The organism is Nocardiopsis sp. iso_40, from assembly GCF_056173285.1.
This window is the reverse complement of record NZ_CM149666.1, coordinates 5,631,726-5,654,971: the sequence shown is the minus strand read 5'-3', so window position 1 is coordinate 5,654,971 and position 23,246 is coordinate 5,631,726. Positions and strand designations below refer to the sequence as shown.

At 71.1% G+C, this 23,246-nt stretch carries 27 protein-coding genes; 13 read left to right on the top strand and 14 right to left on the bottom strand.

What is annotated here, in order from left to right; translation table 11 throughout:
• Positions 1 to 197: 197 nt before the first annotated feature.
• Genes mnhG through AC0VYD_RS24740 form a run of 6 tightly spaced genes read right to left on the bottom strand, consistent with a single transcriptional unit; the run spans position 198 to position 5,859 of the window.
• Complete coding sequence (gene mnhG / locus AC0VYD_RS24765) at positions 198 to 536, bottom strand: monovalent cation/H(+) antiporter subunit G (protein ID WP_475477716.1); 339 nt, start codon at positions 534 to 536, stop codon at positions 198 to 200.
• Positions 533 to 790 carry a monovalent cation/H+ antiporter complex subunit F gene (locus tag AC0VYD_RS24760; RefSeq protein ID WP_473037727.1) on the bottom strand — a complete coding sequence of 86 codons (258 nt, stop codon included), beginning with the start codon at positions 788 to 790 and terminating at the stop codon, positions 533 to 535. Before AC0VYD_RS24760 ends, mnhG begins: the two co-directional genes overlap by 4 nt.
• Positions 790 to 1,167, bottom strand: a complete 378-nt coding sequence (locus AC0VYD_RS24755; RefSeq protein WP_475477715.1) for a Na+/H+ antiporter subunit E — start codon at positions 1,165 to 1,167, stop codon at positions 790 to 792. The genes AC0VYD_RS24760 and AC0VYD_RS24755 overlap by 1 nt, the downstream gene beginning before the upstream one ends.
• Positions 1,164 to 2,684 carry a monovalent cation/H+ antiporter subunit D family protein gene (locus AC0VYD_RS24750; protein ID WP_475477714.1) on the bottom strand — a complete coding sequence of 507 codons (1,521 nt, stop codon included), beginning with the start codon at positions 2,682 to 2,684 and terminating at the stop codon, positions 1,164 to 1,166. The genes AC0VYD_RS24755 and AC0VYD_RS24750 overlap by 4 nt, the downstream gene beginning before the upstream one ends.
• On the bottom strand, positions 2,681 to 2,989 hold the full coding sequence (locus AC0VYD_RS24745) for a sodium:proton antiporter (protein ID WP_475477713.1): 309 nt from the start codon (positions 2,987 to 2,989) through the stop codon (positions 2,681 to 2,683). The genes AC0VYD_RS24750 and AC0VYD_RS24745 overlap by 4 nt, the downstream gene beginning before the upstream one ends.
• Entirely contained in the window at positions 2,986 to 5,859 is a 2,874-nt protein-coding gene (locus AC0VYD_RS24740) for a DUF4040 family protein (protein ID WP_475477712.1), read from the bottom strand. Before AC0VYD_RS24740 ends, AC0VYD_RS24745 begins: the two co-directional genes overlap by 4 nt.
• Before the next feature lie 680 nt (positions 5,860 to 6,539).
• On the opposite strand from AC0VYD_RS24740, the gene AC0VYD_RS24735 reads away from it, so the two are divergent.
• Entirely contained in the window at positions 6,540 to 7,418 is an 879-nt protein-coding gene (locus AC0VYD_RS24735) for an alpha/beta fold hydrolase (RefSeq protein WP_475477711.1), read from the top strand.
• Positions 7,419 to 7,424: 6 nt separating this feature from the next.
• Here the strand turns inward: AC0VYD_RS24735 and AC0VYD_RS24730 are convergent, their stop codons facing one another.
• On the bottom strand, positions 7,425 to 7,721 hold the full coding sequence (locus AC0VYD_RS24730) for a DUF4287 domain-containing protein (RefSeq protein WP_475477710.1): 297 nt from the start codon (positions 7,719 to 7,721) through the stop codon (positions 7,425 to 7,427).
• Between the two features lie 69 nt (positions 7,722 to 7,790).
• Positions 7,791 to 8,198 carry an NUDIX hydrolase gene (locus AC0VYD_RS24725; protein ID WP_475477709.1) on the bottom strand — a complete coding sequence of 136 codons (408 nt, stop codon included), beginning with the start codon at positions 8,196 to 8,198 and terminating at the stop codon, positions 7,791 to 7,793.
• A gap of 86 nt (positions 8,199 to 8,284) precedes the next feature.
• Between AC0VYD_RS24725 and AC0VYD_RS24720 the strand changes: the two genes are divergently transcribed.
• The gene (locus AC0VYD_RS24720) at positions 8,285 to 8,551 is read left to right on the top strand and encodes a type II toxin-antitoxin system Phd/YefM family antitoxin (protein WP_475477708.1); all 267 of its coding nucleotides are present in this window, start codon (positions 8,285 to 8,287) and stop codon (positions 8,549 to 8,551) included.
• Complete coding sequence (locus tag AC0VYD_RS24715) at positions 8,548 to 8,805, top strand: type II toxin-antitoxin system RelE family toxin (protein WP_475477707.1); 258 nt, start codon at positions 8,548 to 8,550, stop codon at positions 8,803 to 8,805. Before AC0VYD_RS24720 ends, AC0VYD_RS24715 begins: the two co-directional genes overlap by 4 nt.
• Before the next feature lie 109 nt (positions 8,806 to 8,914).
• Here AC0VYD_RS24715 and AC0VYD_RS24710 read toward each other — a convergent pair whose 3' ends face one another.
• Both AC0VYD_RS24710 and AC0VYD_RS24705 read right to left on the bottom strand, forming a co-directional pair.
• Entirely contained in the window at positions 8,915 to 9,181 is a 267-nt protein-coding gene (locus tag AC0VYD_RS24710; RefSeq protein WP_475477706.1) for a DUF397 domain-containing protein, read from the bottom strand.
• Positions 9,182 to 9,369: 188 nt separating this feature from the next.
• A complete protein-coding gene (locus AC0VYD_RS24705) occupies positions 9,370 to 10,269 on the bottom strand; it encodes an aminoglycoside phosphotransferase family protein (RefSeq protein ID WP_475477705.1) in 900 nt (299 codons plus the stop codon).
• A gap of 231 nt (positions 10,270 to 10,500) precedes the next feature.
• Between AC0VYD_RS24705 and AC0VYD_RS24700 the strand changes: the two genes are divergently transcribed.
• The 5 genes from AC0VYD_RS24700 (at position 10,501) to AC0VYD_RS24680 (ending at position 15,521) form a co-directional block, all read left to right on the top strand.
• Positions 10,501 to 11,454: a siderophore ABC transporter substrate-binding protein gene (locus tag AC0VYD_RS24700; RefSeq protein ID WP_475477704.1), complete on the top strand. Its 954-nt coding sequence runs from the start codon at positions 10,501 to 10,503 to the stop codon at positions 11,452 to 11,454.
• A gap of 3 nt (positions 11,455 to 11,457) precedes the next feature.
• Positions 11,458 to 12,477, top strand: a complete 1,020-nt coding sequence (locus tag AC0VYD_RS24695; protein WP_475477703.1) for an ABC transporter permease — start codon at positions 11,458 to 11,460, stop codon at positions 12,475 to 12,477.
• Positions 12,467 to 13,492, top strand: coding sequence for an iron chelate uptake ABC transporter family permease subunit (locus AC0VYD_RS24690; protein ID WP_475477702.1), 1,026 nt, complete (start codon positions 12,467 to 12,469; stop codon positions 13,490 to 13,492). Before AC0VYD_RS24695 ends, AC0VYD_RS24690 begins: the two co-directional genes overlap by 11 nt.
• Entirely contained in the window at positions 13,489 to 14,247 is a 759-nt protein-coding gene (locus AC0VYD_RS24685) for an iron ABC transporter ATP-binding protein (protein WP_475477701.1), read from the top strand. Before AC0VYD_RS24690 ends, AC0VYD_RS24685 begins: the two co-directional genes overlap by 4 nt.
• A gap of 323 nt (positions 14,248 to 14,570) precedes the next feature.
• Positions 14,571 to 15,521 (top strand): fatty acid desaturase family protein, encoded by a 951-nt coding sequence (locus tag AC0VYD_RS24680; protein ID WP_475480364.1) that lies wholly within the window; start codon positions 14,571 to 14,573, stop codon positions 15,519 to 15,521.
• 54 nt (positions 15,522 to 15,575) lie between these two features.
• On the opposite strand, the gene AC0VYD_RS24675 is transcribed toward AC0VYD_RS24680, so the two are convergent.
• The 3 genes from AC0VYD_RS24675 to AC0VYD_RS24665 form a co-directional block, all read right to left on the bottom strand.
• Entirely contained in the window at positions 15,576 to 15,824 is a 249-nt protein-coding gene (locus AC0VYD_RS24675; RefSeq protein ID WP_475477700.1) for a DUF2795 domain-containing protein, read from the bottom strand.
• 150 nt (positions 15,825 to 15,974) lie between these two features.
• Entirely contained in the window at positions 15,975 to 17,081 is a 1,107-nt protein-coding gene (locus tag AC0VYD_RS24670) for an ABC transporter substrate-binding protein (RefSeq protein ID WP_475477699.1), read from the bottom strand.
• Positions 17,082 to 17,311: 230 nt separating this feature from the next.
• A complete protein-coding gene (locus AC0VYD_RS24665) occupies positions 17,312 to 17,752 on the bottom strand; it encodes a hypothetical protein (protein WP_475477698.1) in 441 nt (146 codons plus the stop codon).
• A 226-nt stretch (positions 17,753 to 17,978) separates the two neighbouring features.
• Here AC0VYD_RS24665 and AC0VYD_RS24660 point away from each other — a divergent pair, with 226 nt between their 5' ends.
• The 5 genes from AC0VYD_RS24660 to AC0VYD_RS24640 all read left to right on the top strand — a co-directional run bounded on the left by AC0VYD_RS24660 (position 17,979) and on the right by AC0VYD_RS24640 (position 21,961).
• Entirely contained in the window at positions 17,979 to 19,619 is a 1,641-nt protein-coding gene (locus tag AC0VYD_RS24660; protein ID WP_475477697.1) for an MFS transporter, read from the top strand.
• Between the two features lie 41 nt (positions 19,620 to 19,660).
• Positions 19,661 to 19,957, top strand: coding sequence for an ArsR/SmtB family transcription factor (locus tag AC0VYD_RS24655; protein WP_475477696.1), 297 nt, complete (start codon positions 19,661 to 19,663; stop codon positions 19,955 to 19,957).
• Positions 19,954 to 20,484, top strand: a complete 531-nt coding sequence (locus AC0VYD_RS24650) for an SRPBCC domain-containing protein (protein ID WP_475477695.1) — start codon at positions 19,954 to 19,956, stop codon at positions 20,482 to 20,484. Before AC0VYD_RS24655 ends, AC0VYD_RS24650 begins: the two co-directional genes overlap by 4 nt.
• Positions 20,485 to 20,643: 159 nt before the next feature.
• Positions 20,644 to 20,988 (top strand): PadR family transcriptional regulator, encoded by a 345-nt coding sequence (locus AC0VYD_RS24645; protein WP_191267587.1) that lies wholly within the window; start codon positions 20,644 to 20,646, stop codon positions 20,986 to 20,988.
• Positions 20,981 to 21,961 carry a permease prefix domain 1-containing protein gene (locus tag AC0VYD_RS24640; protein WP_475477694.1) on the top strand — a complete coding sequence of 327 codons (981 nt, stop codon included), beginning with the start codon at positions 20,981 to 20,983 and terminating at the stop codon, positions 21,959 to 21,961. The genes AC0VYD_RS24645 and AC0VYD_RS24640 overlap by 8 nt, the downstream gene beginning before the upstream one ends.
• Positions 21,962 to 22,037: 76 nt before the next feature.
• On the opposite strand, the gene AC0VYD_RS24635 is transcribed toward AC0VYD_RS24640, so the two are convergent.
• Positions 22,038 to 23,243: a glycerate kinase gene (locus AC0VYD_RS24635; protein WP_475477693.1), complete on the bottom strand. Its 1,206-nt coding sequence runs from the start codon at positions 23,241 to 23,243 to the stop codon at positions 22,038 to 22,040.
• Positions 23,244 to 23,246 lie beyond the last annotated feature (3 nt).

The window sequence follows — 23,246 nt, the reverse complement described above, 5'->3', positions numbered from 1 at the left end:
CTTCATTCAACCTAGCACAGGGTTTCCGATCCCGCGGATAATCGGGGTGTGTCACAAGGCACCGCCGAACGTGGTAACGATCGGGGTCCCCGGGGTGTTCACTCAGGTTTTCCCAGGTGGGCCGGGTTTCCGGACGCGGAAGGGCCCCGTCGCGCCTGCTCGGACACGACGGGGCCCACCGCTGCCCGCCGGAGTGTCTAGCCGTCCTTCTCCGTGGCGGCGAGGTCGTCGAACTTCGTTTTCTCGGTGGGTTTCACCCCGACCAGGTAACCGGCGCGGGCGATGGCGTTGCCGCCCACCGCGGCGGTGGCCAACTGGATGAGCAGGGCCAGGCCGATCTTGATCGCGTTGTCCACGGTCGGGTAGTGCAGCAGGAGGCCGAGCAGGAGCAGGGCCGTGCCCAGCGCGCCGGCGATGCTGACCCCGCTCAGCCGGGCGTAGAAGTCCTGGAGCCGGAGCAGGCCGACCGAGCCCACCAGGAACACCAGGGCGCCCGCGGTCATGCAGACGATCCCGGCCACGTCCAACGCGTTCATCGCTTACCTCCGGTGATCAGACGGGCCAGGGACAGGGCGGCCAGGAAACCGACCAGTGCGCTCACCAGGACGATGTCCACGACCAGTTCGGTGCCCAGACGGTAGCCGAGCATGGCGACCAGCCCCACGAAACCGAAGAAGACCACGTCGGAGGCGGCGCCCCGGTCCGCGGCCGAGGGGCCGGTCAGGATCCGGTACGTGGCGATGGCCATCGCCAGCACGATCGCGGCCAGGCCGATGTCGATGTAGTGCATCAGTTCCGTCCCCCCTCGGCCGGGGTGCTCTCCGGCGGCCCCGTCAGCCGGGTGGCCCCGAGGATGTGGTCCTCCATCTCGCGGATCCCCTCCCGGAAGGACTCCCGGTCCTTCACGTACAGCCCGTGCACCCACAGGGTGGCGGGTTCACGGCGCACGGCCACGGTCACCGTCCCCGGGGTCAGGGAGATCAGGTTGGCCAGCATGGTGGTTTCCAGGTCGCTTCCGCAGCGGATCGGTACCTCGACGAAGGCCGGGGTCGAGGCGCTCCCCGGGGTGACGATGTCCCACATCACCTCGAAGGAGGTCCTGATGATCTCCCAGCCCGCGTAGAAGGGGAACCGGAGCACTCGCAGCGCCCACATCAGATGGGTCATCGTCCCAGCACCGCCTCGACGTATCCGGAGGTGTCCATGAGCCCCGCGGCGGCCTGCGCGCTCAGGTCGAGCAGGACCTGGGCGCCGAGACCGATGCACAGGGTCGTGGCTGTCAGGACCAGGCCCGGAGCGATCAGTGCGGGCCTGATCTTCACGGGCGCGGCCGCTCGGGTGGCGACGGAGCCGTCGGCGTCCGCGGCCTCGGGGGTCGGTAGCTCCTTGGCCTTCGGTTCCCGGCCCCAGAACACGCCGCCCCAGATCTTCAGCATGGACATCAGCGTGATGAGGCTGACCGCGATCATCACGGCCACGGCGGTCCACTGCGCGTCGTCGACCGCCGCCGTGACCAGGGTGAGCTTGGCGACGAACCCGGAGAACGGCGGCAGCCCCGCCAGGGAGAGCGCCGCACCCATGAACACCAGGGCCAGCAGCGGCTCCCGCTGGGCGATACCGCCCAGCCGGTCCAGCGCCCCGGTCCCGTAGGTGTGCTCGATCGCCCCGGTCGACAGGAAGAGGGACGCCTTCACGATCATGTGGTGGATCAGGTAGAAGATGCCCGCCATGAGCCCCAGCTCGGTGAACAGGGCCACGCCGAGCAGGATGTAACCGATCTGGCTGATCATGTGGAACACCAGGATCGAGCGGGTCGTGTCCTCGCCGACCGCGCCCAGCACCCCGATGACCATGGTCAGGGTGAAGGCGACCACCCCGATCCAGAGGAACTTCGCGTCCCCGTCGAAGATCATCGCGTACAGGCGGTAGATCGCGTAGATCGCCACCTTGGTGTGCAGACCGGAGAACAGGGCGGTGACGGCGGGGGAGGCGGCCGGGTAGGTGCGGGCCAGCCAGCCGTGCACCGGGACCACCGCGGCCTTGATCGACAGGGCGAGGATGACCACGCCCGCGCCGACCGCGACCGTCGGGTCCTCCTTGGCGGCTCCGGCGAGCTCGCCCAGGTGCACGGTCCCGGCGGAGGCGTAGACCAGCGCGACCCCCGCGAGGAAGATCGTGGACGTCAGCAGGTTGACGGTGACGTAGATCCGTCCGGCCCGCAGCCGCCCCAGGACGCCGAGCATCGCCAGCAGCCCGTACGAGGGCAGCAGCATGACCTCGATGAACACGAACATGTTGAAGATGTCGCCGGTGAGCAGCGCACCGGACACACCCGCTGTCAGCACCAGGACCAGCGTGGCGAAGAAGGGGCGCCGGTCGTCCCCGGTGGCGATCGCGAAGGCCGAGCACACCAGGGCCAGGAGCGAGGTGGTCCACAGCATCAGGGCGCTGAGGACGTCCGCGACGAACGGGATCGCGATCCCGTCCTGCCACAGGCCCACGTTGTGGGCGAACACGGCCCCGTCCCGGGTGAGCCAGATCAGCCCGGTACTGGCCAGCAGGGCCGCCGAGCTCGGTGCGAGCAGCAGGGTCCGGCGCAGCCACAGGGGGCCGCCCAGCACGATCAGCAGCCCCGCGGACACCAGTGGGACCGCGACGAAGAGAGGAAGCAACGAGGTGTTCATGAGGCGTCCTCGGTGTCGTCGTCGCTACCGGAGGCGGCGAGCGTGAGCATGTAGATCGCGATCGAGAAGGCGATCACGATCGCGGTCAGCACGAACGCCTGCGGGAGCGGGTCGCCCGCGGTGAGCGCGGTACCGAACTGGAGCAGGGGAAGGTCCCGGCGGAACACGCCGCCCGCCGACATGATCAGCAGGTTGACGGCGTGCCCCAGCAGGACGAGGCCGAGCACGATGCGCACCATGCCGCGCTGGAGCATCAGGTAGACGCCCCCGGCGACCATGATGCCGATGGTGATGGCGAGGGTCATCGGTTACCTCCGGTGGTGGAGCCGTCCAGGGCGGATGCGTCGTCGCCGGACGCCTGGGCCGAGGGCCGGTCCGTCCGGAACCCCTCGGGTTCCCGGACCGAGCCCTCACCCCGTTCGAGGCCGAGCTCGTTGAGCGCCGTGAGCAGTACGCCCACCACCGCCAGGTAGACGCCGACGTCGAAGACGAGCGCGGTGGTGAAGTGGAAGTATCCGCCCCAGGCCAGCGGGATCTCGGCGTGCAGCGGCTTGAGGAACGACCCGTCCGCGTAGCCGAGGAACCCGGAGAACGCGGCCACCAGGACGCCCGCCCCGATGATCGCGGGGTAGGCGAGCCGGATGCGCGCCCTGTCGTCGCTCGGGGCGGCCAGGTACAGCAGGGCGAATCCCGAACCGCCCACGAGCCCGGCGATGAAGCCGCCGCCCGGCTCGTTGTGTCCGCGGAACAGCAGGTACACGGACCACAGGACCAGGAGCGGCATCAGGAAGCGGCCGATCGTGCGCATCAGCACGGTGTTGTCCACCGGCGGGTAGGCGGCGTTGCTCTCGTCCACCACCACCCGGCGGGAGCTGTGCACCGGCAGCAGGCCGCTGGAGTGCAGCACCGCGATGATGATCAGCCCGGCGACGCCCAGCACCACCAGTTCGCCGAAGGTGTCGAGCGCACGGTAGTCCACCAGGATGGTGTTGACCACGTTGGTTCCGCCGGTGTCCTCCGGGGCGTTGCCCAGGAAGTACTCGCCCGCGGCGGATATCTCCCGGCGGCCGGTCAGGGCGTAGGCGCCCACGGCCGCGGTGATCCCGGCGCCGATCGCGATGACGGCGGTCAGCGCGGTGCGGCTCCGCTTCACCCGGTGGAACTTCTTGGGCAGGCGCCGCAGTACCAGCACGGCGACGACCACGGTCAGGATCTCCACCAGGAGCTGGGTGAGGGCGACGTCGAAGGCGCCCAGGAAGAACAGCCACAGGGCGACGGTGAACCCGGCGACGCCGACCAGCGCCAGCCCCGCCATCCGGGAGCGGGTGACCACGGCCGCACCGACGGCCACGGCCATCAGACCCACCAGGAGCCAGTCCAGACCCATGGCGGTCTGCCCGGCCACCGGCGGGAGGTCCAGGCCGACCACCGCGAGGACCGAGGCCAGCGCGATGATGAGGACGACCGGTGCCCCCAGGTGGAACGCGGGGGCGTCGGTCCTGGTGAGGTCACCGGTCCGCCTGCCCACCCGGACGATCCCCTCGTGCAGGGCCTCGAAGATCCGCACACCGGTGACCGGTACGAGGTCGAGTCCGGCCAGGGCGTCGCCGGAGCGGCTCCGCCAGGCCAGCAGCGCACCGAGGCCGACCGCCGCGGCGGACATGCCCAGGGCGGCGTTGAAGCCGTGCCACAGCAGCAGGTGCGCGTCGGCGGCCTCGTGGGTGGCGTTCAGGGCGACCTCGTTGACCATCGTGTCCAGGACCGGAACGGTCAGACCGAGCAGCACACCGCCGAGGGAGGCGGTCATGGCGGGGAGCCAGAAGCTGGGCCGTGCCTCCGAGGCGGTGCGTTCCTCCGTGTCGCCCCTGGGCTCGCCCCAGAACGCCCCGTACACGAACCGGAACGAGTAGGCGAAGGTGAAGGCAGCGGCACCGACCGCGGCGGCACCCGCCACCGGGCCGAACCAGGCCGGGCCGGGCGCGTGCAGGAACGCCTCGAACAGGTTCTCCTTGCTGATGAAGCCGAGCAGCGGCGGGATGCCCGCCATGGACAGCGCGGACAGCGCGGCGAGGGCCGCGGTGACCGGCATCCGCCTGCGCAGGCCGCCGAGCTGGCGCAGGTCGCGGGTCCCGGCCTGGATGTCCACCAGGCCGACCGACATGAACAGCGCCGACTTGAACAGGGCGTGCGCGACGGTGTGCACGGCCGCGGCGACCAGGGCCTCGGGGGTGCCCACGCCGATGACCGCGACGAGGAAGCCCAACTGGCTCACGGTGGAGAAGGCGGCGAGCCGTTTCAGGTCGTGCTGTTGCAGCGCGAAGACCGCCCCGACCACCGCCGTGGTCAGACCGAGGACGATGAGCAGGGTGTTCCACAGCAGCAGGTCGCCGAAGGCCGGGGTGAACCGCATGGCCAGGTAGATCCCGGCCTTGACCATCGCCGCGGCGTGCAGGTAGGCGCTGACCGGTGTGCTCGCCGCCATGGCGTCGGGCAGCCAGTAGTGGAACGGGAACTGGGCCGACTTGGTGAACACCGCGACGGCGACGAGCACCGCCACCAGCGAGACGAACCCGGTGTCCTCGGTCCACGAGGTGTCCGCCAGGATCACGCTGAGCTGGGAGGTCCCGGTGCGCACGATGAGCAGCACGGCCGCCGCGAGCAGCGCGAGCCCGCCCATGGCGGTGAGCAGGAAGGTACGGATCGCCGGACGGCTGGCCGAGGGCCCCGACAGGCCGATCAGGTAGAACGACGCGATCGTCGTGAGCTCCCAGAACACGAAGAGCAGCACGACGTCGTCGGCCAGGACCAGACCCGACATCGCCGTGGCGAAGAGGGTCATCAGGAAGTAGAAGCCGAACCTGCTCCTGGGCGGGAAGTACCGGGTCGAGTACGCCATGATCAGCGCGCCGATCCCGGTGACCAGCATGGTGAACAGCCAGCCGAGCCCGTCCATCCGCAGGTGGAGTCCGACCCCGATCTGCGGCATCCACGGCCGGGAGAACTCCAGGGGTTCCCCGGCTCCCAGCACCTGGGGGGCCTGCGCGGACACCAGCAGGGTCAGGCCGAGGAACACCGCGGCGATCGGCCAGCCGGCGTTTCGGCCCAACAGTCTGTCCAGTAAGGGCGTGCTCGCCACGGTCACGGCGAGCACGAGGAGGAGAATCAGCAGCACCACGCCACTGTCCTTTCACAGCCTGGCGCCGCGCGGACGGTGTCACGGCGCCCGCTAGGGGCGTCCGATGCGGTTCGCGCGGCGACACGGGTAGGAACGGTTTCGGGACGGCGCCGACGTGGGCGCGGTCAACCGGGTCCCGGGGGACAGGAGCTGAGTTCGCCGTGGGCGTTGGTGCCCCAGGCGGTGGTGTAGCCGTTGGTGCCGAGCGGGCGGCGGTTTCCGACCGGGAGCCTGTGCCGCTCCGAGAAACGGCTTCGGCGCAGCGCACCTGGGGGCGGTGTATGGTTCCAGGTCATGTGGTGGGCTCCGGGGTACGGGTCGTAGGGACGCCGACCAGTCTTCCCGGCACACCTGTCGGCGCGTGCGGTGACGCGCCGCGCCCGTATTCGTCTGTAAGGGCAGTTGGCGCGTACGGTGACGCGCCGCGCCCATATTCGTCGATGGGGGCAGTTCTGTCCAGTTTCGGCCAACCGGACCCGCTGGGGAACGGACCGGCGCCGACACACGAAAGTTCTGTCCAATATAGTCCCTGAACAGCTACTATGACCTGTCGCCGACAGGCCGCGCGTGCGGGACGCCCGTAACCGGCCCGAAGCCGGTCCCGGACGCACATCCCTGACCGGTGGGCGGGGAAGACTGGTCGGCGAAGGTGTCCGTCCCTACGCGAAACCAGGTGCCCCATGCCGGAGACCGCACTCCAAGGTGCGCGTGTCTACCGATCCGAGTCCGCGGAGAGGATCGTCCGCGGCTGGTGTCGGGACCGGCTCGACGAGTACCCGGATCTGGGTTCTGTGGCCGAGATCTCCACCTCCCTCGGGCCGACCCGGGCCTTCCGGATGTCGGGCGGTCCCGGGGCCCCGGTGGTGGTGCTCAGCGGAACCAACTTCAACAGCGCGCTCAGCGCCTCGCCCGCCTCCGACATGACCGAGGACCGCGACGTCGTCCTGGTCGACCTCCCGGGGCAGCCGGGACTCAGCTGCGGGCTGCGCCCGAAGGGGAACCGTGCGCAGGCGTACGGGAGGTGGCTCGACGAGGTGCTGCCGGAGCTGGTGGACCGCCCGGCGATCGTCCTGGGCCACTCCCTCGGGGGTGCCGTCGCCCTCGCCTCGCAACCGTCCGACCTGGTCAAGGGGTTGGTGCTGGTCAACCCGGCCGGTCTGACCGGTGTCGCGACCTCCCCCGAGCTGATGCGCGTCACCCTGCCGTGGATGATCAACCCGCGCGAGGACAAGAGCACCAGGCTGCTCAACTTCATGAGCGGCCCCGCCTTCCGGCGCCCCGTCCACCCGTTCGCCGCCTGGATGACGATGGTCGGCCGGAACTGCCGGACCAGTCTCGCTCCGGGCCCGCTGGTCCTGGAGACCCTGCTGCGCTGGCAGGGCGGGAACGTCCTGGCGGCGACGGGTTCGGACGACGTCTTCTTTCCCCCGTCCCGGCTGCAGGCCCCGGTGCGCAGGTTCCTCGGTTCCGAACTGCGGGTCCTGGAGGGCGCCGGGCACCTGTCCCTCTACGAGTTCGCGGAGAAGGTCCGGGCGCTGGTGACCGAAGCGGACGGCTGAGCGGACTCAGCTCCTGTTCGGGTCGGTCGCCCTGCCGTCGAGCCAGAGTTCGGCGGAGGCGTCCCGGTGGCTGCCGGAGGTGCCCACGTGTCTGGCGTCGATCCCGGGCCCCTTCTTGATGACGTGGACCAGGGCCATCGCGTGGCCGCGCCCCAGCCCGTGGTCTTCGGCCAGCCACCGGATGATGGTGCCCGCTTTCACCGAGGGGGCGTCGTAGCCCTTCTCCCTGGCGAGGTCGACCAGTGCGCGGGGCACCAGGCCGGTCCTTTCCTCGATGGTGTCCAGATACGCCTGGAACGACATGGGACCTCCTCGGTAGGGGTGGAGCCTGATCCTCGCACCCGCCTGAGACACTCCGAGGAGGGTGCGGGGTCAGGCTCCGCCGAGGTGCCGCCGGACGGCCTCCCGCGCGAACGGGGTCAGCGGAAGGGTTCCCGCCTGTGCGGGGGAGACCCAGTCGAGCTTGACCCCCTCGGTCAGGGGCAGGGCCCGGGCGTCGCCGTCCCAGGTGGCGGTGAAGACGGTGAGGAGCTGGCCGGACCCCTGCGCGTCGGTGGTCTCGAAGAGTTCGGCCAGGTCGTCGACCGCGAGTCCGGCCTCCTCGTCGAGTTCGCGGACGATGGTCTCCCGAGGGCGCTCCCCGGGGTCGCAGGCTCCGCCGAGCAGCGACCAGTGCCCGGGCCAGGAGATCCGGGGGATGTCGTCCCGCAGGTGGAGGAGGAGTTCCCCGCGGAGATTGGTGATGACTGCGACGGCGCCACGCGGCTGCTCGGTGTCCATCCGTCCAGGGTAGGCAGCGCCCGGGCCCGGGCGTGGAGAGAACCAAATTCATGTGTGCCAAAGGATCCATGTGTACCATTGGTTCCATGAGTGAGATGCAGGTGGAGTCCATCCGGCGGGTGCGCGATCACATCGCCGACGTCGTTGACCGTGCGGACAGAGAGGATTCCCCCACCGTCATCACGAGACGGGGCAGAGAGGTGGCTGCGGTTGTCCCGATCGAGCTCCTGCGTCGTTACCAGGAGTTCGAGGAGCAGGAGATCATGCGCATGGTGAAGGAGCGCATGAGCAATCCTGAGCCTGGGATTCCCATGGAGCAGGTGATGGCGGAGATCCTGGAAGGGCCGGAGTGAGCTACCGAACCATCTTCCGGCCTGAGGCTCGCTCTGAACTCCGCAAGTTGCCGAAAAATGTGGCCATGGCGGTCTTCCGTAAGCTCACCGAGCTGGAGAGCGACCCCCTGGGCTTCGGCACCACCGCCTTGGTCGGTACCCCGGAGGTCCGGCGCCTCCGCGTGGGGGACTACAGGGTCATCTACACGGTGGAGGACGGCGAGCTGATCATCTGGGTGGTCCACGTCGGTCACCGGTCGAGCGTGTACGAATGACTCCTCGTCTGTGTACGGGGCACCGGGTCCACTGCCCTGGACTTCAGCCGCCTCCTTGCCTGTGGCACCCCAAACCCGCGAAAAGAAGGGCCGAACCCGCCCGCGGCGCTCAGCGGGCGAGGGCCCGCAGGAGGTGCTGCCAGGAGGAGGGGCCGAAGGAGAGGTGCCCGAGCGGCCGGTTGCGGGTGTCCCGAACAAGGATGCCCGGCCCTTCCGATACCCCGGCGCAGTTGCCCTGGCCACTGCCGTAGCCGGGCCTGTGCCAGCCGACCTCGACGCACTCGCCACCGGTGCTGTTGGAATAGCTGCTCTTACGCCAGGTCACTCCGGCGCAGTCGCCGCCGCTGCCGCTGTAGCTGGACTCGAACCACCGCACGCGCTGCCTCCTCGGGAAGGGAAGGGGGTACCCCGGGTACGGAACGGGGTACCCGCTCGCGTCAGCGCTTAAGAGTGACCAATAGCCCTGACCGCGCGGTACTCCGGAAGGGCGGGGTACCCGTGCTCTCGGCGCCGCGCCCGGCGAAGGGCACGCACCGCGGAGACGGGTGCGGGAGCGCCCCGCGCTCACCCCTCCGCCAGGAGTTGGCCGATGGTGTGCTCACCGACGGCGGCGAGTACGGGGTGGTCGTCGGTGCTGGTGGCGAGTACCGAGGCGAAGCTGACCGCCCAGGCTCGGGCCCGCTTCCAGGTGTCCCCGTCGACCCCGGACAGCCGGTCGAGGCGGGCGCGCAGCCGGGCCCGGTCCCCCGCCTCGAACAGCAGCCAGGCGAGGGCGAGGTCGGTGGCCGGATCACCCGAGGTCAGGTCGCCGAAGTCGATCACGGCGGCCAGGTCGGCCCGCCCGTCCGGCCCGGTCCCCACCAGGATGTTCGCGGGGTGCAGGTCGCCGTGCAGCCAGAGCGGCGGTCCGGCCCAGCCGGGTGTGTCGACCAGCTCCTCCCACCGGGCCAGGAGCGGGGCCGCGTGTGGGGAGTCGAGGCCGGCGAGCCGTTCGCGCACCCGCCCGTCGCGCTGGCGCAGGGGCACGCCCCGCACCGGGTTCTCGGGGGCGTCCCGGGGTGCGGGCACGTGCAGCCGGGACAGGAACAGGGCGAGCGGCTCCACCAGGGGTCCCCGGTCGGCTGGCGGGACCTCGGCGGCGGCACGGCCCCCGAACCACGGGTTGACCGACCAGTGCCAGGGGTAGCCGTGGCCGGGGCGTCCGGTGCGCACCGGCACGGGGACGGGGATGCCCACGCGTTCGGCGACGCCGGGCAGCCATCGCTGTTCGTTCAGCACGAGCCGGGCGGCGGCCGAGCGCCGGGGCATCCGGACGCACAGGTGCTCGCCGAGGCCGAACAGCACGTTGTCCCACCCGTTGGCGAGGGGAGCGACGGGCAGTTCCGCGAGATCGGGGTGCTGGTCGCGCAGGAGCCGGTGGACGAGCTCGGGGGTGGGGGCCACTTCGGCCGGAGGCGTGCGCATGATCCCAGTATCGGCGGCCCGCAAGGGTGATCCGGGTCACGTCGGACATTCGCTGGTGGGTGAGTGAACCCCCGTGGCGTGCGGGTTTTCGGTGTGTCCGTGACCTGGGTGGCGATGCGGCCGCTGGGGGCGGCGTTGTGGGGCTCCGGGTGATTGTGTAAGTTTAGCCTTGCCTTACTTAGGCAAGCCTTGCCGAAGTATTACCCCACTTCCTGACCCCTGGAGTGCCCCGTGTCCCCACGTTCCGCCGCCCTGTTCTCGCTGCTGCCGGTCTCTGCCCTGGTCCTCGCGGGCTGCTCCGCGCAGGACACGGACGGGGCGGGCGCGGACGCGGCCGCGGAGACCGTCACCGTCGAGGCCCTCAACGGCGACATCGAGGTCGCCAGGAACCCCGAGACCGTGGTCGTCTTCGACAACACCCAGCTGGACATCCTGGACGCCCTCGGCGTCGAGGTCGCGGGCATCCCCTCCGCCGAGACCTATCCCTCCTTCTTCTCCGACTACGTCGAGGATCCCGACGTCGAGAACGTCGGCTCCCTCTTCGAACCGGACTTCGAGGCGGTCGCGGGCATGGAACCCGACCTCATCATCGCGGGCGGCCGCAGCTCCGACGCGATCCCCGAACTGGAGGAGATCGCCCCCACCCTCGACATGACCGTCTTCGGCGGTGACACGGTGGGCGACATGAAGGACCGCGCCCTGGCCTACGGCGAGATCTTCGACAGGCAGACCGAGGCCGAGGAACTCAACGCCGAGTTCGACTCCCGCATCGCCGAGGTCGGCGAGCAGGTCGCCGCCGCCGGGGACGGCCTGGTCATCATCACCTCCGCGGGCGAGATCAGCGCCTACGGTCCCGGCTCCCGCTACGGCTTCTTCTACGACGCCCTCGGCCTGACGCCCGCCATCGACGTGACCAGCGAGGAGGCCAGCCACGGCGAGGTCCTGTCCTTCGAGGCCCTGGCCGACGCCGACCCCGACTGGCTGTACGTGATCGACCGCGACGGCGCCATCGGCGAGGAGGGCGCGGACCCCGCCGAGCAGGTCCTGGACAACGACCTCGTCGACCGCACCACCGCGGCCCGGGAGGACCAGATCATCCACCTCAACTCCGAGGAGATCTACCTCGTCGGCGGTATCCAGGCGCACCTGAACACCCTGGACGTCATCGAAGACGCCCTGTCCTAGGCAGTGGCAGCGACAACCCCCGCCACGGCGCCCGGAACCCGGCAGCAGGACCGGGGCCCGGGCGTCCGCGGCCACCTCACCGTGGCCGCCGCCGTGGCCGCCGTCCTGGCCCTGTCCGCGGTCAGCCTCTTCGTCGGGGCCAGCGACATCACCCCGGCGAGGCTGGTCGGGGACCCCGACGCCCGGGAACTCTTCCTCCTCAGCCGGGTCCCCCGCACCCTCGCCCTGCTGCTCGCCGGCGCCGCCATGAGCGTCGCGGGCCTCATCATGCAGATGCTCACCCAGAACCGGTTCGTCGAACCGTCCACGGCGGGCACCGTGCAGTCGGCCTCGCTGGGCATCCTGCTGGTGACCGTCCTCTTCCCGGGTGCGCCCCTGCCGGTGAAGATGACCGCCGCGTGCGCGGCCGCCCTGTTGGGCACCCTCCTCTTCCTGGGGGTGCTGCGCCGGGTCGCCCTGAAGTCCTCGCTGATCGTCCCCCTGGTCGGCATCATGCTCGGCGCCGTCATCAGTGCCGTCACCACCTTCTTCGCGCTGCGCTACGGCCTGCTCCAGACCCTCGGTACCTGGGAGTCGGGTGACTTCTCCGGTGTCATGCGGGGCCGCTACGAACAACTGTGGCTGGTGGGGATCATGGCGCTGACCGCCTACCTCGTCGCCGACCGCCTCACCGTTGCCGGGCTGGGCCGCGACATCGCGGTCAGCATCGGCCTCAACCACCGGGCCGTGGTGGCGCTCGGGGTGGGCATCGTCGCGATGGTCAGCGGCGTGGTCGTGTCCGTGGTCGGCACGCTGCCCTTCCTAGGGCTGATCGTGCCGAACCTGGTGAGCATGGTCGTCGGCGACCACGTGCGAAGGGGCGTGCCCTGGGTCTGTCTGCTCGGCGGCGGCATCCTCGTGCTCTGCGACATCGTCTCCCGGGTCATCCGCCAGCCCTTCGAGATCCCCGTCGGTACCGTCCTCGGCGTCGTGGGCGCCGCCGTGTTCCTGGTGATGCTGCTCCGGAGGCGTAATGTCGGCTGAACAGGACCTGCGCCCGGAACAGGGCGGGGAACGGGGCCGCGGCCGGCGTCGCCCGCGGCCGCGGACGGTCCCCGCCGGGGCCCGGATCGCGGTTCTGGCCGCCCTCGCCGTGCTCTGCACCGCCCTCTACCTGACCTACGGGGTCAGTGGAAACGTCGCCTACGTGGTGGAACGGCGGACCACCGTCGTCCTCACGATGCTCGTGGTGGCGTTCGCCGGCGCGGTCTCCACGGTCCTGTTCCACACGGTCACCGACAACCGCATCCTCACCCCGTCCATCATGGGGATGGAGGCGCTGTTCGTCCTGGTGCAGACCTGCCTGGTGTTCGTGTTCGGGACCGTGGGCCTGTCCGCGCTGCCGCCGGTGGCGGCGTTCCTGTCCCAGACAGCCCTGATGGTGGTGTTCGCGCTATTGCTGTTCCGGCGCATGTTCACCGGCGGGATCGGCAGCCTCCACCTGACGCTGCTGGTCGGGATCGTCTTCGGGGTGCTGTTCAACAGCCTGTCGCGGCTCATGCAGCGACTGCTGGACCCCAACGAGTACGACGCGCTCCAGGGCAGGCTCTTCGCCCGGCTCACCCGCGCCGACGCCGACCTGCTCCCCTGGGTGGCGGTCGCGGTGGTCCTCGTGGGGGTCTACGTGTGGCGCAGGCACCGGATCCTCGACGTCGTCTCCCTGGGCCGGGAGACCGCCGTCAACCTGGGCGTGGACCACCGGAGCGTGGCCGTGCGGATGCTGATGGCCGTCGCGCTGCTCGTCTCGGTGTCCACCGCCCTGGTCGGCCCGATGACCTTCTTCGGCTTCATGGCCGCGACCCTCGCCTACCAGGTCGCCGGTCGGCACGAGCACCGCTACGTGCTGCCGACCGCCTTCCTGGTGGGCCTTTGCACCCTGGTGGGCGGCCAGTTCGTCCTGGAGCACGTCCTCGGGCACGCGGGCACGCTGAGCGTGGTCATCGAGTTCACCGGCGGAGCGCTCTTCCTGTACTTCCTGCTGCGAAAGGCCGCACGTTGATCGAACTGACCGAGCTCACCAAGACGTACGGGTCCTCGACGGTTCTGGACGGGGTGTCGCTGCGCATCGAACGCGGCGGGGTGACCTCGATCATCGGGCCCAACGGCGCGGGCAAGTCGACGATGCTGACCATCATCGGGCGGCTGCTCGCCTCCGACGGCGGCCGGGTGACCGTCGACGGCATGGACGTGGACCGGGCCCCGGGCCGGGAGTTCGCCAAACGGCTGTCCATCCTGCGCCAGGAGAACCAGTTCACGACCCGGCTGACCGTACGCGACCTGGTCCGGTTCGGCCGCTACCCGCACTCGCGGGGACGGCTGACAGCTCAGGACCACGCTCAGGTGGAGGCGGCCCTGAACTTCCTCGACCTGGTGCCGCTGGCCGGCCGGTTCCTCGACGAGCTCTCCGGCGGCCAGCGCCAGCGGGCGTACGTGGCGATGGTGCTGTGCCAGGACACCGACTACGTGCTGCTCGACGAACCGCTGAACAACCTGGACATGAAGCACGCGGTGTCGATGATGCGGCAGATCCGCCTGGCCGCGGACAGCCTCGGCAAGACGGTGGTGGTCGTCATCCACGACATCAACTTCGCCTCGGCCTACTCGGACCGGATCATCGCCATGCGCGACGGCAGGGTCGCGCACTCGGGCACACCCGCGGAGATCATGACCTCCGAGGTGCTCCTGGACGTGTTCGACCTGGAGGTACGGGTCGAGGAGGTCGGCGGTGCCCGGATCGGCGTCTACTACCGCTGATCCGACCGGGCCCGGGGCTCGGACAGGCCGGGGCGGGCTGCCGGGGGTCGGCGTTTCGCGGGCGGCGGGGCCGGGTACCGGCAGGTAGCAAAGCATGGAGCGCCGATAAGCACGGGTGCAGGCACCCCTGTTCCACGGCGTGCGGACGCCATGGTCCCCGCCTCGGGACGGACCTAGCCTTGAGACGGGTGCCACCGGACTCGGGGCCCCACCAACTTCGGGGAGGGGCAGCAGTAATGCCCGACAACACCACCGAGACCCTGGGAACCAGAAGGGGCAGCGACTTCGCCCGGCTGTCCCAGCGGATCCAGGCAGCAGGACTCATGGAACGCACTCCCGCCTACTTCGCCGTACGCCTGAGCCTCATCGCTCTGGCCTTCGCCGGTTCGTGGGCGGCGTTCTTCCTCATCGGGAACTCGTGGTGGCAGATCGTCACCGCCGTCTTCATGGCCGCCGTCTTCGGTCAGGTGGGGCTGGTCTCCCACGAGCTCGCACACCGGCAGATCTTCGACGGCCGCAGAATCAGCGAGGCCATCGGCCGAGGGGTCGGCAACCTTGGTATCGGTCTGGGCTACGGCTGGTGGCAGGACAAGCACACCCGCCACCACGCCAACCCCAACCACGAGGAGCACGACCCGGACGTCAACGCCGACCTGTTCGTGTGGTCCGAGGGCCAGGCCGGGACCGCACGGGGGATACCGGCGTTCTTCGGCAAGTACCAGGCCTTCCTCTTCTACCCGGTCCTCCTGTTGGAGGGTTTGAACCTGCACTACGGGAGCGTGCGGGCACTCTTCAAGCCCACCACCAAGCACCGGGTCCTGGAGGGCGCGCTTCTGGCCGCCCACTTCGTGCTCTACCTCGGGGCGGTCCTCACCGTCCTCGACCCGCTGCTGGCCGTCGTGTTCATCGCGGTCCAACAGGGCCTGTTCGGGGTCTACCTGGGCTGCATCTTCGCGCCCAACCACAAGGGCATGCCGACGCTGAAGAAGGGCGAGAAGCTCGACTTCCTCCGCAAACAGGTGCTGACCTCGCGCAACGTCCGCGGCGGCGGTTTCACCGACCTGGCGCTCGGCGGGCTCAACTACCAGATCGAGCACCACCTGTTCCCGAGCATGCCCAGCCCCCACCTGGCGCTGGCCCAACCGATCGTGCGCGACTACTGCGCGGAGATCGGGGTCCCGTACCACGAGACGGGTTTCGTCCGCTCGCACGCCGAGGCCCTCACCCACATGCACCGGACGGGTGCCCCGCTGCGCGCGAGGACACCCGCCTGACCCGGTCCGTGCCGGCCCCGGAGGCCCTCCTCCGGGCTGCCGGCTCTTCCGGACCTACTGGTCCCGTTCCCGGGCCTGTGCCGACTCCGTGTGCGAACCCGGTTCGTACTCGGGCAGCGGCACCGAGCCCAGGATCTCGTTGGCCTCGTTGTACTCCGCGTCAGGAATTGACCGCAGGGCGCTCACGATCTCCTCGTCGGCGCCCGCCTCCAGGGCCGCGGTCACGACCGCGTCCCGGGGCTGGGGGAAATCCATCCCGGCCAGGACCTGTCGGAGCCCGCTACGGCCACGTTTGACGCCCATCGCTCGTCCTCCCGGTAGTGGCATGCCCGGCCGTCGGCGGCCCCCGAGGGGCAAACACCCGCCCGGACCTGCGCGGACACACCTGGCACTACCCGGCCGGGGGCGGGCTCAACCGCTGCCCGGGCAACGCCCCCGGCCGGTTCCGCACCCCTACTCCTCCACCGGGAGCCACGCCACCTCGCCGGCGAGGTGGACCGCGTCCAGGTAGGCCGGGTCGAAGAGGGGCTCCAGTTCGGGCAGGGAGTCGAGCTCCCCGTTGTCCACCAGGGTCGTTCCCTCCGCCTCGGTCATGCCCAGGTCGATGTAGCCCGGGGGCGCGCCCTCAGGGGTGAACGAGGTGACCAGTTGCCGTTCCGTGTTCCACACCCTCAGGTTGTGGTCGGTGTCGTACCCCTCGCCTGCCAGTTCGGCCGCGTAGCCGACGCACTCGGCGCCGTTCTCCCGGCAGTGGTCGAAGGCGTGCGAGAGGGCCCGGAGGTAGTCCTCGACGACAGTGGGGTGCTCCTCGGCGAACCCGGGGCTGGTGGCCATCACCCCGAAGGAACCGGTCACCCCGTACTCCTCGGGCAGCCACTGGTTGAACGGAGCCCCCATGCCGTCGAGTTGGTACGGCTCGTTGGACCGGAACCCGGTCAGGGCGTCCACCTCCCCGTCGGGCAGGACGCTCGGGTCGTAGCCGACCTGTACCTGCTGGAGGGTCGAGACGTCCACGCCTTCGGCGACCAGCATCGCCTCCAGCGGGGCGGGCAGCATGCCCTTGTGCCCCAGGACCGCGCCCTCCAGGTCACTCAGATCCTCCACCTCGGGGGCGGTGAGCAGGGTGGCGATGGGCACGTGCCCGTAGGTGGCCAGGCCCAGGATGTCGTGGCCGCGCGCCCCGGCCTGGAGCACCTCCGCCTCGTTGCCCAGGGAGGTGAACTGGGCCTGGCCCGAGGAGACGAGGGCGGAGTTGGCCATGGTCTCGCCGGTCCCGGGCTGGATCTCCACGTCCAGGCAGACCTCGTCGAAGTAGCCGAGCGCGTCGGCGGCGATCGCCTCCAGGATGCTCACCGACGCCTGGTACTCGTAGCCGGTGATGTAGGTGAGTGTTCCGGCCGCCCGGTTGGCGGCGCAGCGCTCCGCGTCGATCACCTCCGCGGGCGCTGCGGCCGCGTCCTCCTCCTGCCGGGTTCCGCAGGCACTCATCGCCAGTGCCAGGGCGGTGAGGGAGGCGCAGGCGCCGAGGAGGCGGCGCGGGGATCTGTGTGCATGGGGCATGAGAGCTCTTCCGGTGAAGGGTGGGGCCACCGTTACGAAGAGCGCTTCAGTAGGAGGTGAGGGGAGGGGGCTGGTCCGCGGTCCACGCGCTCTCCGGCCACCGGTTCCGGGGTAGGGGACACCAGGGACGTCGGCGTAGAGCGGGCGGAAGCGGGGGAGCCTTGACGGCCCGCGGGGTCGATGACCCGTCAAGCCTAGGGAGGGGCGGTTGCCCGGAGGTGAACCGGGGGCTACGTAGGGGTGTCGAGCACGCTCGTCGCGCCGTCCTCCGGGACGAGCGCGACGGAGATACGGCACTGCTCCAGCGCGGCGGGCAGCCAGGCGCCCCTGTTCAGCAGCGGGGAGAAGCCGGGGCTGAGCGCCAGGAGCGTGTGCGCCTCCGGGAAGTGCGCGTCGCGCAGCCAGGAGAGTTTGAAGGCGTCGGCGATGAGCTTGTTCCGGTGGGAGGAGCGAAGCCTTCCCTGGAGCGGCGAGCACTGCACGAGGATGCGGGGCGGTTCCCCGTCGGCCCCGTCCACGCCCACCCTGATCCCGTCGGGGAGGTTGAAGGCGTGCGGTGCGAGCGGCACCGCCAGGTGTGCGGAGAGGGTTCTGACGAGCAGGGCGGTCTCCACCTGGGATGATCCCGCCGGGGTGACCGGGGTGGGTGGGGCGGTCGCTGAGTGTCCCATGACGGGGACGATAACGCACCGGGAACCCCTTGTGGCGCGGGGATTGCGGCTTCCGGAGCCGCCTTCGGTCCCGCCCGCTCCCGGGCGGGCTCCGCGCCCCAGTCGGAGGGGCGGTCGGCCGGGCCCGTGAGGGGGCGGCGCGGTGTGAGTCGGAGCCTCCGGGGTTGATCTCAACATTGGTTTAGGTCTTACGGTCGTCCGGACGACACCGACCCTGGAGGAAGCCGTGAGCACCCGAGCTCCCCGACGCGCCACCTGGCGGGAGTGGTTGGCCCTCGCCGTCATGACACTGCCCCTGTTGATGACCGCCACGGACATGACCGTACTGTTCATGGCCCTGCCCACGATCACCGCGGACCTCGCCCCGGGCAGCACCCAGATGCTGTGGATCCTGCACGTGGGGGAGTTCCTCGCGGTCAGCCTGGTGCTCACCATGGGTTGGCTGGGCTCCAGGATCGGGCGCCGCCGCCTGCTCATGGCCGGGGTGGCCGTCTACGGGCTCGCCTCGCTGGCCGCCGCCTTCGCCACCGCCCCCGAGTTCCTCATCGCCATGCGGGCCCTCATGGGGATGGCCGCCGCCTCGATGACCCCGAGCATCCTGGGGCTGCTCCGGGTCGTCTTCGCCGACTCCCGCCAGTTCTCCCTGGCCGTCGCGGTGGTCATGAGCGCCTTTTCCGCGGGGATGGCCCTGGGGCCGCCCCTGGGCGGGTTCGTCCTGGAGCACTTCTGGTGGGGCGGCGTCTTCCTGATCAACGTCCCCGTCGCCGCGCTCCTCCTGTTCAGTGCGCCGCTCCTGCCGGGACACCGCGAGGAGACCGACGGGAGCGTGGACCTGCCCAGCGTCCTGCTGTCCATGGCGGCGATCATCACCGTGATCTTCGGCCTCCAGGAGATCGCCGACCGCGGGGCCACCGCCTCCGGCGGTCCGATGTGGCCCTACCTGGCCCCGGTCGCCGTCGGCCTGCTGCTCGGCGCGGCGTTCGTCCGCAGGCAGCTCCGGCTGGCCGACCCCCTCATGGACATGCGGTTGTTCGCCCTCCCGGCCTTCTCCGTGTCCCTCACCGCCATGCTGCTGATGCTCCTGGCCTACGGTGCCGCGGACATGCTGCTCGTCCAGTACCTCCAGACCGACCTCGGGCTCTCGCCCGCCGAGACGGGCATGCTGATGATCGTCCCCGCGCTCGCCTCCATCGTCGGCGGGATGGCCGCGCCCGTGCTGACCCGCTGGGTCCGGCCCTCCGTCACCATGGGCGGCGGGATGCTCGTGGCCTCGGCGGGGGCCGCCGCCCTCGCCCTCATGCTGGGGAAGGTCGGCGCCCCGGCCCTGATCGCGGCGGCGACGGTGATGGCCGCGGCGCTGGGGCCGCTCTTCACCCTCGGCGTCAACCTCATCGTGGTCAGCGCCCCGGTCCGCAGGGCCGGGGCCGCCGCGGCGATGTCCGACGTGGCGGGGGGCTTCGGGGCCGCGCTGAGCATGGCCTTCCTGGGCAGCATGACCGCGGTCGTCTACCGGAGGGGTCTCGGCGGAGCCGGGACCGAGGGCCTTTCCGAACCCGCTCTGGAGGCGGCGGGGGAGAGCGTCGGCGGAGCGGTCGGGGTGGCCGAAGGTCTCCCCGCCGCCCAGGGCGAGCAGCTTGTGGACGCCGCCTTCGCGGCCTTCACCACGGCGGTGCAGGCCGGGTACGGCTTCGGTGCGGCCGTGCTGGCCCCGGTGGGCCTGGCCGTGATCTGGCTGCTGCGCCGCACCCGTCTGGACGCCACGGACGAGGGTCCCGTAGAGGAGAGCGCAGGGGAGGGCCCCGCCGAAGAGGCCGGTCCCCATCGGTCGGAGCCCCGTCGGCAACCCCGGTGCGCGGGCGCCCCTTGACCTAATGTGTAAGTGAATGCTTACATATTTTCGTGGATGTCATGGAGGCGATCGGAGAGCCGAACCGTCGGCGCGTGGTCGAGGTCCTCGCGGCGGGGGAGCTCTCCGCCGGCGGGATCGCGGCCGGGTTCGACATCAGCCGCCCCGCGGTCTCGCAGCACCTGCGGGTCCTCGTCGAGGCCGGGGTGCTGCGGGTGCGCAGCGAGGGCCGCCAGCGGCTCTACTCGGTCGACCCGGCCGCGTTGGACGAGGTGGGCGACTGGCTCGAAGCCCAGCGCGGGCGGTGGAGCAGTGCGCTCGACGCACTGGAACAGGCGATGGACGAAGGAGAGTCATGACGAACCCGCACCCCCTGCGCGGCACGCTCGGCGTCGGCTCGGACGGGGAGTTCCGGATCCGCTTCGAGCGTGTCCTCGCGCACTCCCCCCAACGCGTGTGGGCGTGGATCACGGAGCGCGAGAAGCTGGAGCGGTGGCTCCCCGGCTGTGCGATCGATCCCCGGGTCGGGGGTCCGGTCAGATTCGACTTCGGTGACGAGGGCACCGCCACCGGGGTGGTCGGCGAGGTCGTTCCGCCGGGGGCGGAAGGGGTCCTCGTGCACAGCTGGCGTTGGCCGGGTGTGCCCGACTCGGCCGTCCGCTGGACGCTGGAGGGGGTGCCCGGGGGCACCCGGCTCGTGCTCGTGCACGGCGAACTCCTCCCCGAACTCGCCGCCGAGTTCGCCACCGGCTGGCACGTGATGCTCGACGCCCTGGCCCTGGCCGCGGACGGCGGGTCTCCCGAGGACGCCTGGGGCGCCGTGGGAGAGGTCGCGGGACTCTACGCACCCTCCGCGGACGCCGAGGGGGCTCCCTCCGGCGGCTGAGGGTGCTGACGGCGACCCCCGGAGGGTTTCGGCCCGGGCTCCGACTCGGGGGCCCGGGCCGCGCCCTGTCTCCGGCCGCTCCGGGGCGGTCTCCAGAACGCGCGGCAGGTCAGGGTGTGTCTTTGACTATAGTGTGTGAGACACACTAACGTGTGAGTCATGAAGGAAGACGGGCTCCTGGCCGGACACCTCCAGGAACTGAGGCGCGGCACCGTCGTGCTGGCCTGCCTGGCCATCCTGCGGCGCCCCCACTACGGCTACGCGCTGCTCCAGACGCTGGACGGCGCCGGGTTCTCGGTCGACGGAAACACGCTCTACCCACTCCTGCGGCGCCTGGAGAAACAGGGCCTGCTGACCAGCGAGTGGAACACCGAGGAGGCGAGACCGCGCAAGTTCTACAGGGTCAGCGCCGCCGGTACGGAACTACTCGACGGACTCACGGGGGAGTGGCGCGCCCTCGACGGCTCGATCCGCGCCCTCACGGAAGGCGAAGCCGATGGCTGAGAGAAAAGATTCCACGCTGATCGACCGGTACGTCTGGTCCGTCACCCGACACCTGGGCGCGGACACGGGCCCCGACATCGCCCGTGAACTGCGTGGCTCCATCCAGGACACGGTCGACGCCAAGGTGGAGGCCGGGGCGGACCCGGCCCGGGCCGAGGAGGAGGCGCTGACCGAGCTCGGCGACCCCGAGGTCCTCGCCCGCCAGTACGGGGAGCGCCCCGGCCACCTGGTCGGTCCGGCCCTGTACCCCGAGTACGTCCGCATGCTCAGGACCCTCCTGGCTGTCCTGGTTCCGGTCGCCCTCGGCCTGGTGCTGGCGGAGGGCCTCGTGTCCGGGGCCGAGGGCTTCGGCGACATCGCGCTGGAGGCGGTGGGCGTCCTGCTCGGGGTCACGGTGCACGTCGCCTTCTGGGTGACTCTGGTGTTCGCGATCGTCGAACGCACCCGACCCGCCGCCGAACGGGACCGGCCGCTGACCGCCTGGCGCACCGACCAGCTGCCCGCCGAGGCCCCGTGGCGCCAGGTCAACCTTGCGGGGACCCTCGTCCAGGTGTTCCTCATCGCCCTGGTGATCGCCGTGCTGGTCTGGCAGTTCGCCGGGGTCACCGACCCCGCCACCCAGGTCCAGGTCCTCGACCCCGGCCTCGCCCCGTCCTGGAAGGCGCTCCTCGTCGGTGTGCTCGCGGCCGAGATCGCCGTACTGGTCGCGGTCTGGCGCGCCGGCCGCTGGACCCCGCGGCTCGCGGCGGTCAACGTGCTCGCCAGCGCCACGTGGGCGACCGCCGCCGTGTGGCTGCTGCTCGGGGACGAACTGCTCGCCCCCGACCTCCCCGAACGGCTCGGTGCGGTGTTCGGCGTCCCCGCCGACTGGTCGGCGCCCGCCGCCCCGCTCGCGGCGGTGGTGATCGCCGTGGCCGTGTGGGACGCCGTCGACTGCCTCCGCCGGACCCGCCAGGCCGCACGCAGGCCCTGACCCGGGGCCCGTATCCGTCGGTGTCGCCCCCGTCCGCCGGGCACGGCACCGACGCCGGTCCCCCGTCCGGGGCGCCTCAGCCCGCCGGGGTCCCCCGCTGCGCGAGGAGGCGGCAGCAGTTGGCCGCGGTCCAGGTGATGGCGGGGACGGCCTCCTCCTGCATCTGCTCCAGGGTCCGGGGGCCCCGGGCGATCGAGAACGCCGCGGTGACCCCCGAGCGGCGGAGGTCCTCGGAGCCCACCGACACGCTTCCGGCGATCACGACGACGGGCACGTGCGCGGGGGTGAGGCGGCGCACCGCGTCGACGACCTTCCCGCCCAGGGACTGGCTGTCGAAGCTGCCCTCGCCGGTGAGGACGAGGTCGGATCCGGTCAGGAGCTCCCCGGCGCCCAGGACGTCGGCCACCATGCGCGACCCGGGGAGCACCTCCGCGCCGAGGAGGGCGGTCAGGGTGACGGGCATGCCGCCGGCCGCACCCATACCGGGAACGCTCCGCAGGTCGTCGCCGGTGGTCTCGGCCAGGACGTCGGCCAGCCTGTCCAGCCCCTGGTCCAGGACGCGCACGTCCTCGGGGTCCGCGCCCTTCTGCGGGCCGAAGACGGCGGCGGCGCCCTCGGGGCCGACCAGCGGGTTGGTGACGTCGCAGGCCACCCGCCAGCGGACGGCACGGGCACGCGGGTCGAGGGCTTCCAGGTCGAGGGCGGCCAGCTCGCGCAGGCGCCCGCCCCCGTCGGGGAGTTCGGTCCCGTCGGCGTCGAGGAAGCGCGCACCGAGCGCGCTCAGCACGCCGGTGCCGCCGTCGGTGGAGGCGGACCCCCCGATGCAGAGCAGGATCTCCTCGACCCCCGCGTCGAGGAGTTCGGTCACGAGAGGGCCCACACCCCGGCTGCTCGCGGCGCGCGGCTGGAGCGGGACGTCGGCGACGGCGGGCAGCCCGTTGGCCTCGGCGGCCTCGATGACACCGGTGCGGCCGTCGGGGGACACCCCGAACCGGGCTCGGGTAGGGCGGCCGAGGGCGTCGGTGGTCTCCACCGTGAGCGGTTCCGTCCCCCAGGCGCCGAGCAGGGCGTCCAGGGTGCCCTCGCCGCCGTCGGCGAACGGCAGGGTGCGGACGGACACGGGGACCCCCCGCTCGCCGTAGGCCTCACGGACACCGCGGGCCATCGCCTCCGCGACCTCGACCGCGGACGCGCTCCCCTTGAACGAGTCCGGGATCACCGCGACACGGACGGGCGGAGGGCCGCCGGGGGCCCCGGTGTGTTCCTGCGAAACGTTGGACATGGG

Excerpts from the sequence above, each read along its gene's own strand:
- mnhG (WP_475477716.1), bottom strand. The coding sequence starts at position 536 with ATGAACGCGTTGGACGTGGCCGGGATCGTCTGCATGACCGCGGGCGCC.
- AC0VYD_RS24760 (WP_473037727.1), bottom strand. The coding sequence starts at position 790 with ATGCACTACATCGACATCGGCCTGGCCGCGATCGTGCTGGCGATGGCC.
- AC0VYD_RS24755 (WP_475477715.1), bottom strand. The coding sequence starts at position 1,167 with ATGACCCATCTGATGTGGGCGCTGCGAGTGCTCCGGTTCCCCTTCTAC.
- AC0VYD_RS24750 (WP_475477714.1), bottom strand. The coding sequence starts at position 2,684 with ATGAACACCTCGTTGCTTCCTCTCTTCGTCGCGGTCCCACTGGTGTCC.
- AC0VYD_RS24745 (WP_475477713.1), bottom strand. The coding sequence starts at position 2,989 with ATGACCCTCGCCATCACCATCGGCATCATGGTCGCCGGGGGCGTCTAC.
- AC0VYD_RS24735 (WP_475477711.1), top strand. The coding sequence starts at position 6,540 with ATGCCGGAGACCGCACTCCAAGGTGCGCGTGTCTACCGATCCGAGTCC.
- AC0VYD_RS24730 (WP_475477710.1), bottom strand. The coding sequence starts at position 7,721 with ATGTCGTTCCAGGCGTATCTGGACACCATCGAGGAAAGGACCGGCCTG.
- AC0VYD_RS24725 (WP_475477709.1), bottom strand. The coding sequence starts at position 8,198 with ATGGACACCGAGCAGCCGCGTGGCGCCGTCGCAGTCATCACCAATCTC.
- AC0VYD_RS24720 (WP_475477708.1), top strand. The coding sequence starts at position 8,285 with ATGAGTGAGATGCAGGTGGAGTCCATCCGGCGGGTGCGCGATCACATC.
- AC0VYD_RS24705 (WP_475477705.1), bottom strand. The coding sequence starts at position 10,269 with ATGCGCACGCCTCCGGCCGAAGTGGCCCCCACCCCCGAGCTCGTCCAC.
- AC0VYD_RS24690 (WP_475477702.1), top strand. The coding sequence starts at position 12,467 with ATGTCGGCTGAACAGGACCTGCGCCCGGAACAGGGCGGGGAACGGGGC.
- AC0VYD_RS24680 (WP_475480364.1), top strand. The coding sequence starts at position 14,571 with ATGGAACGCACTCCCGCCTACTTCGCCGTACGCCTGAGCCTCATCGCT.
- AC0VYD_RS24675 (WP_475477700.1), bottom strand. The coding sequence starts at position 15,824 with ATGGGCGTCAAACGTGGCCGTAGCGGGCTCCGACAGGTCCTGGCCGGG.
- AC0VYD_RS24670 (WP_475477699.1), bottom strand. The coding sequence starts at position 17,081 with ATGCCCCATGCACACAGATCCCCGCGCCGCCTCCTCGGCGCCTGCGCC.
- AC0VYD_RS24665 (WP_475477698.1), bottom strand. The coding sequence starts at position 17,752 with ATGGGACACTCAGCGACCGCCCCACCCACCCCGGTCACCCCGGCGGGA.
- AC0VYD_RS24655 (WP_475477696.1), top strand. The coding sequence starts at position 19,661 with ATGGAGGCGATCGGAGAGCCGAACCGTCGGCGCGTGGTCGAGGTCCTC.
- AC0VYD_RS24650 (WP_475477695.1), top strand. The coding sequence starts at position 19,954 with ATGACGAACCCGCACCCCCTGCGCGGCACGCTCGGCGTCGGCTCGGAC.
- AC0VYD_RS24645 (WP_191267587.1), top strand. The coding sequence starts at position 20,644 with ATGAAGGAAGACGGGCTCCTGGCCGGACACCTCCAGGAACTGAGGCGC.
- AC0VYD_RS24640 (WP_475477694.1), top strand. The coding sequence starts at position 20,981 with ATGGCTGAGAGAAAAGATTCCACGCTGATCGACCGGTACGTCTGGTCC.
- AC0VYD_RS24635 (WP_475477693.1), bottom strand. The coding sequence starts at position 23,243 with ATGTCCAACGTTTCGCAGGAACACACCGGGGCCCCCGGCGGCCCTCCG.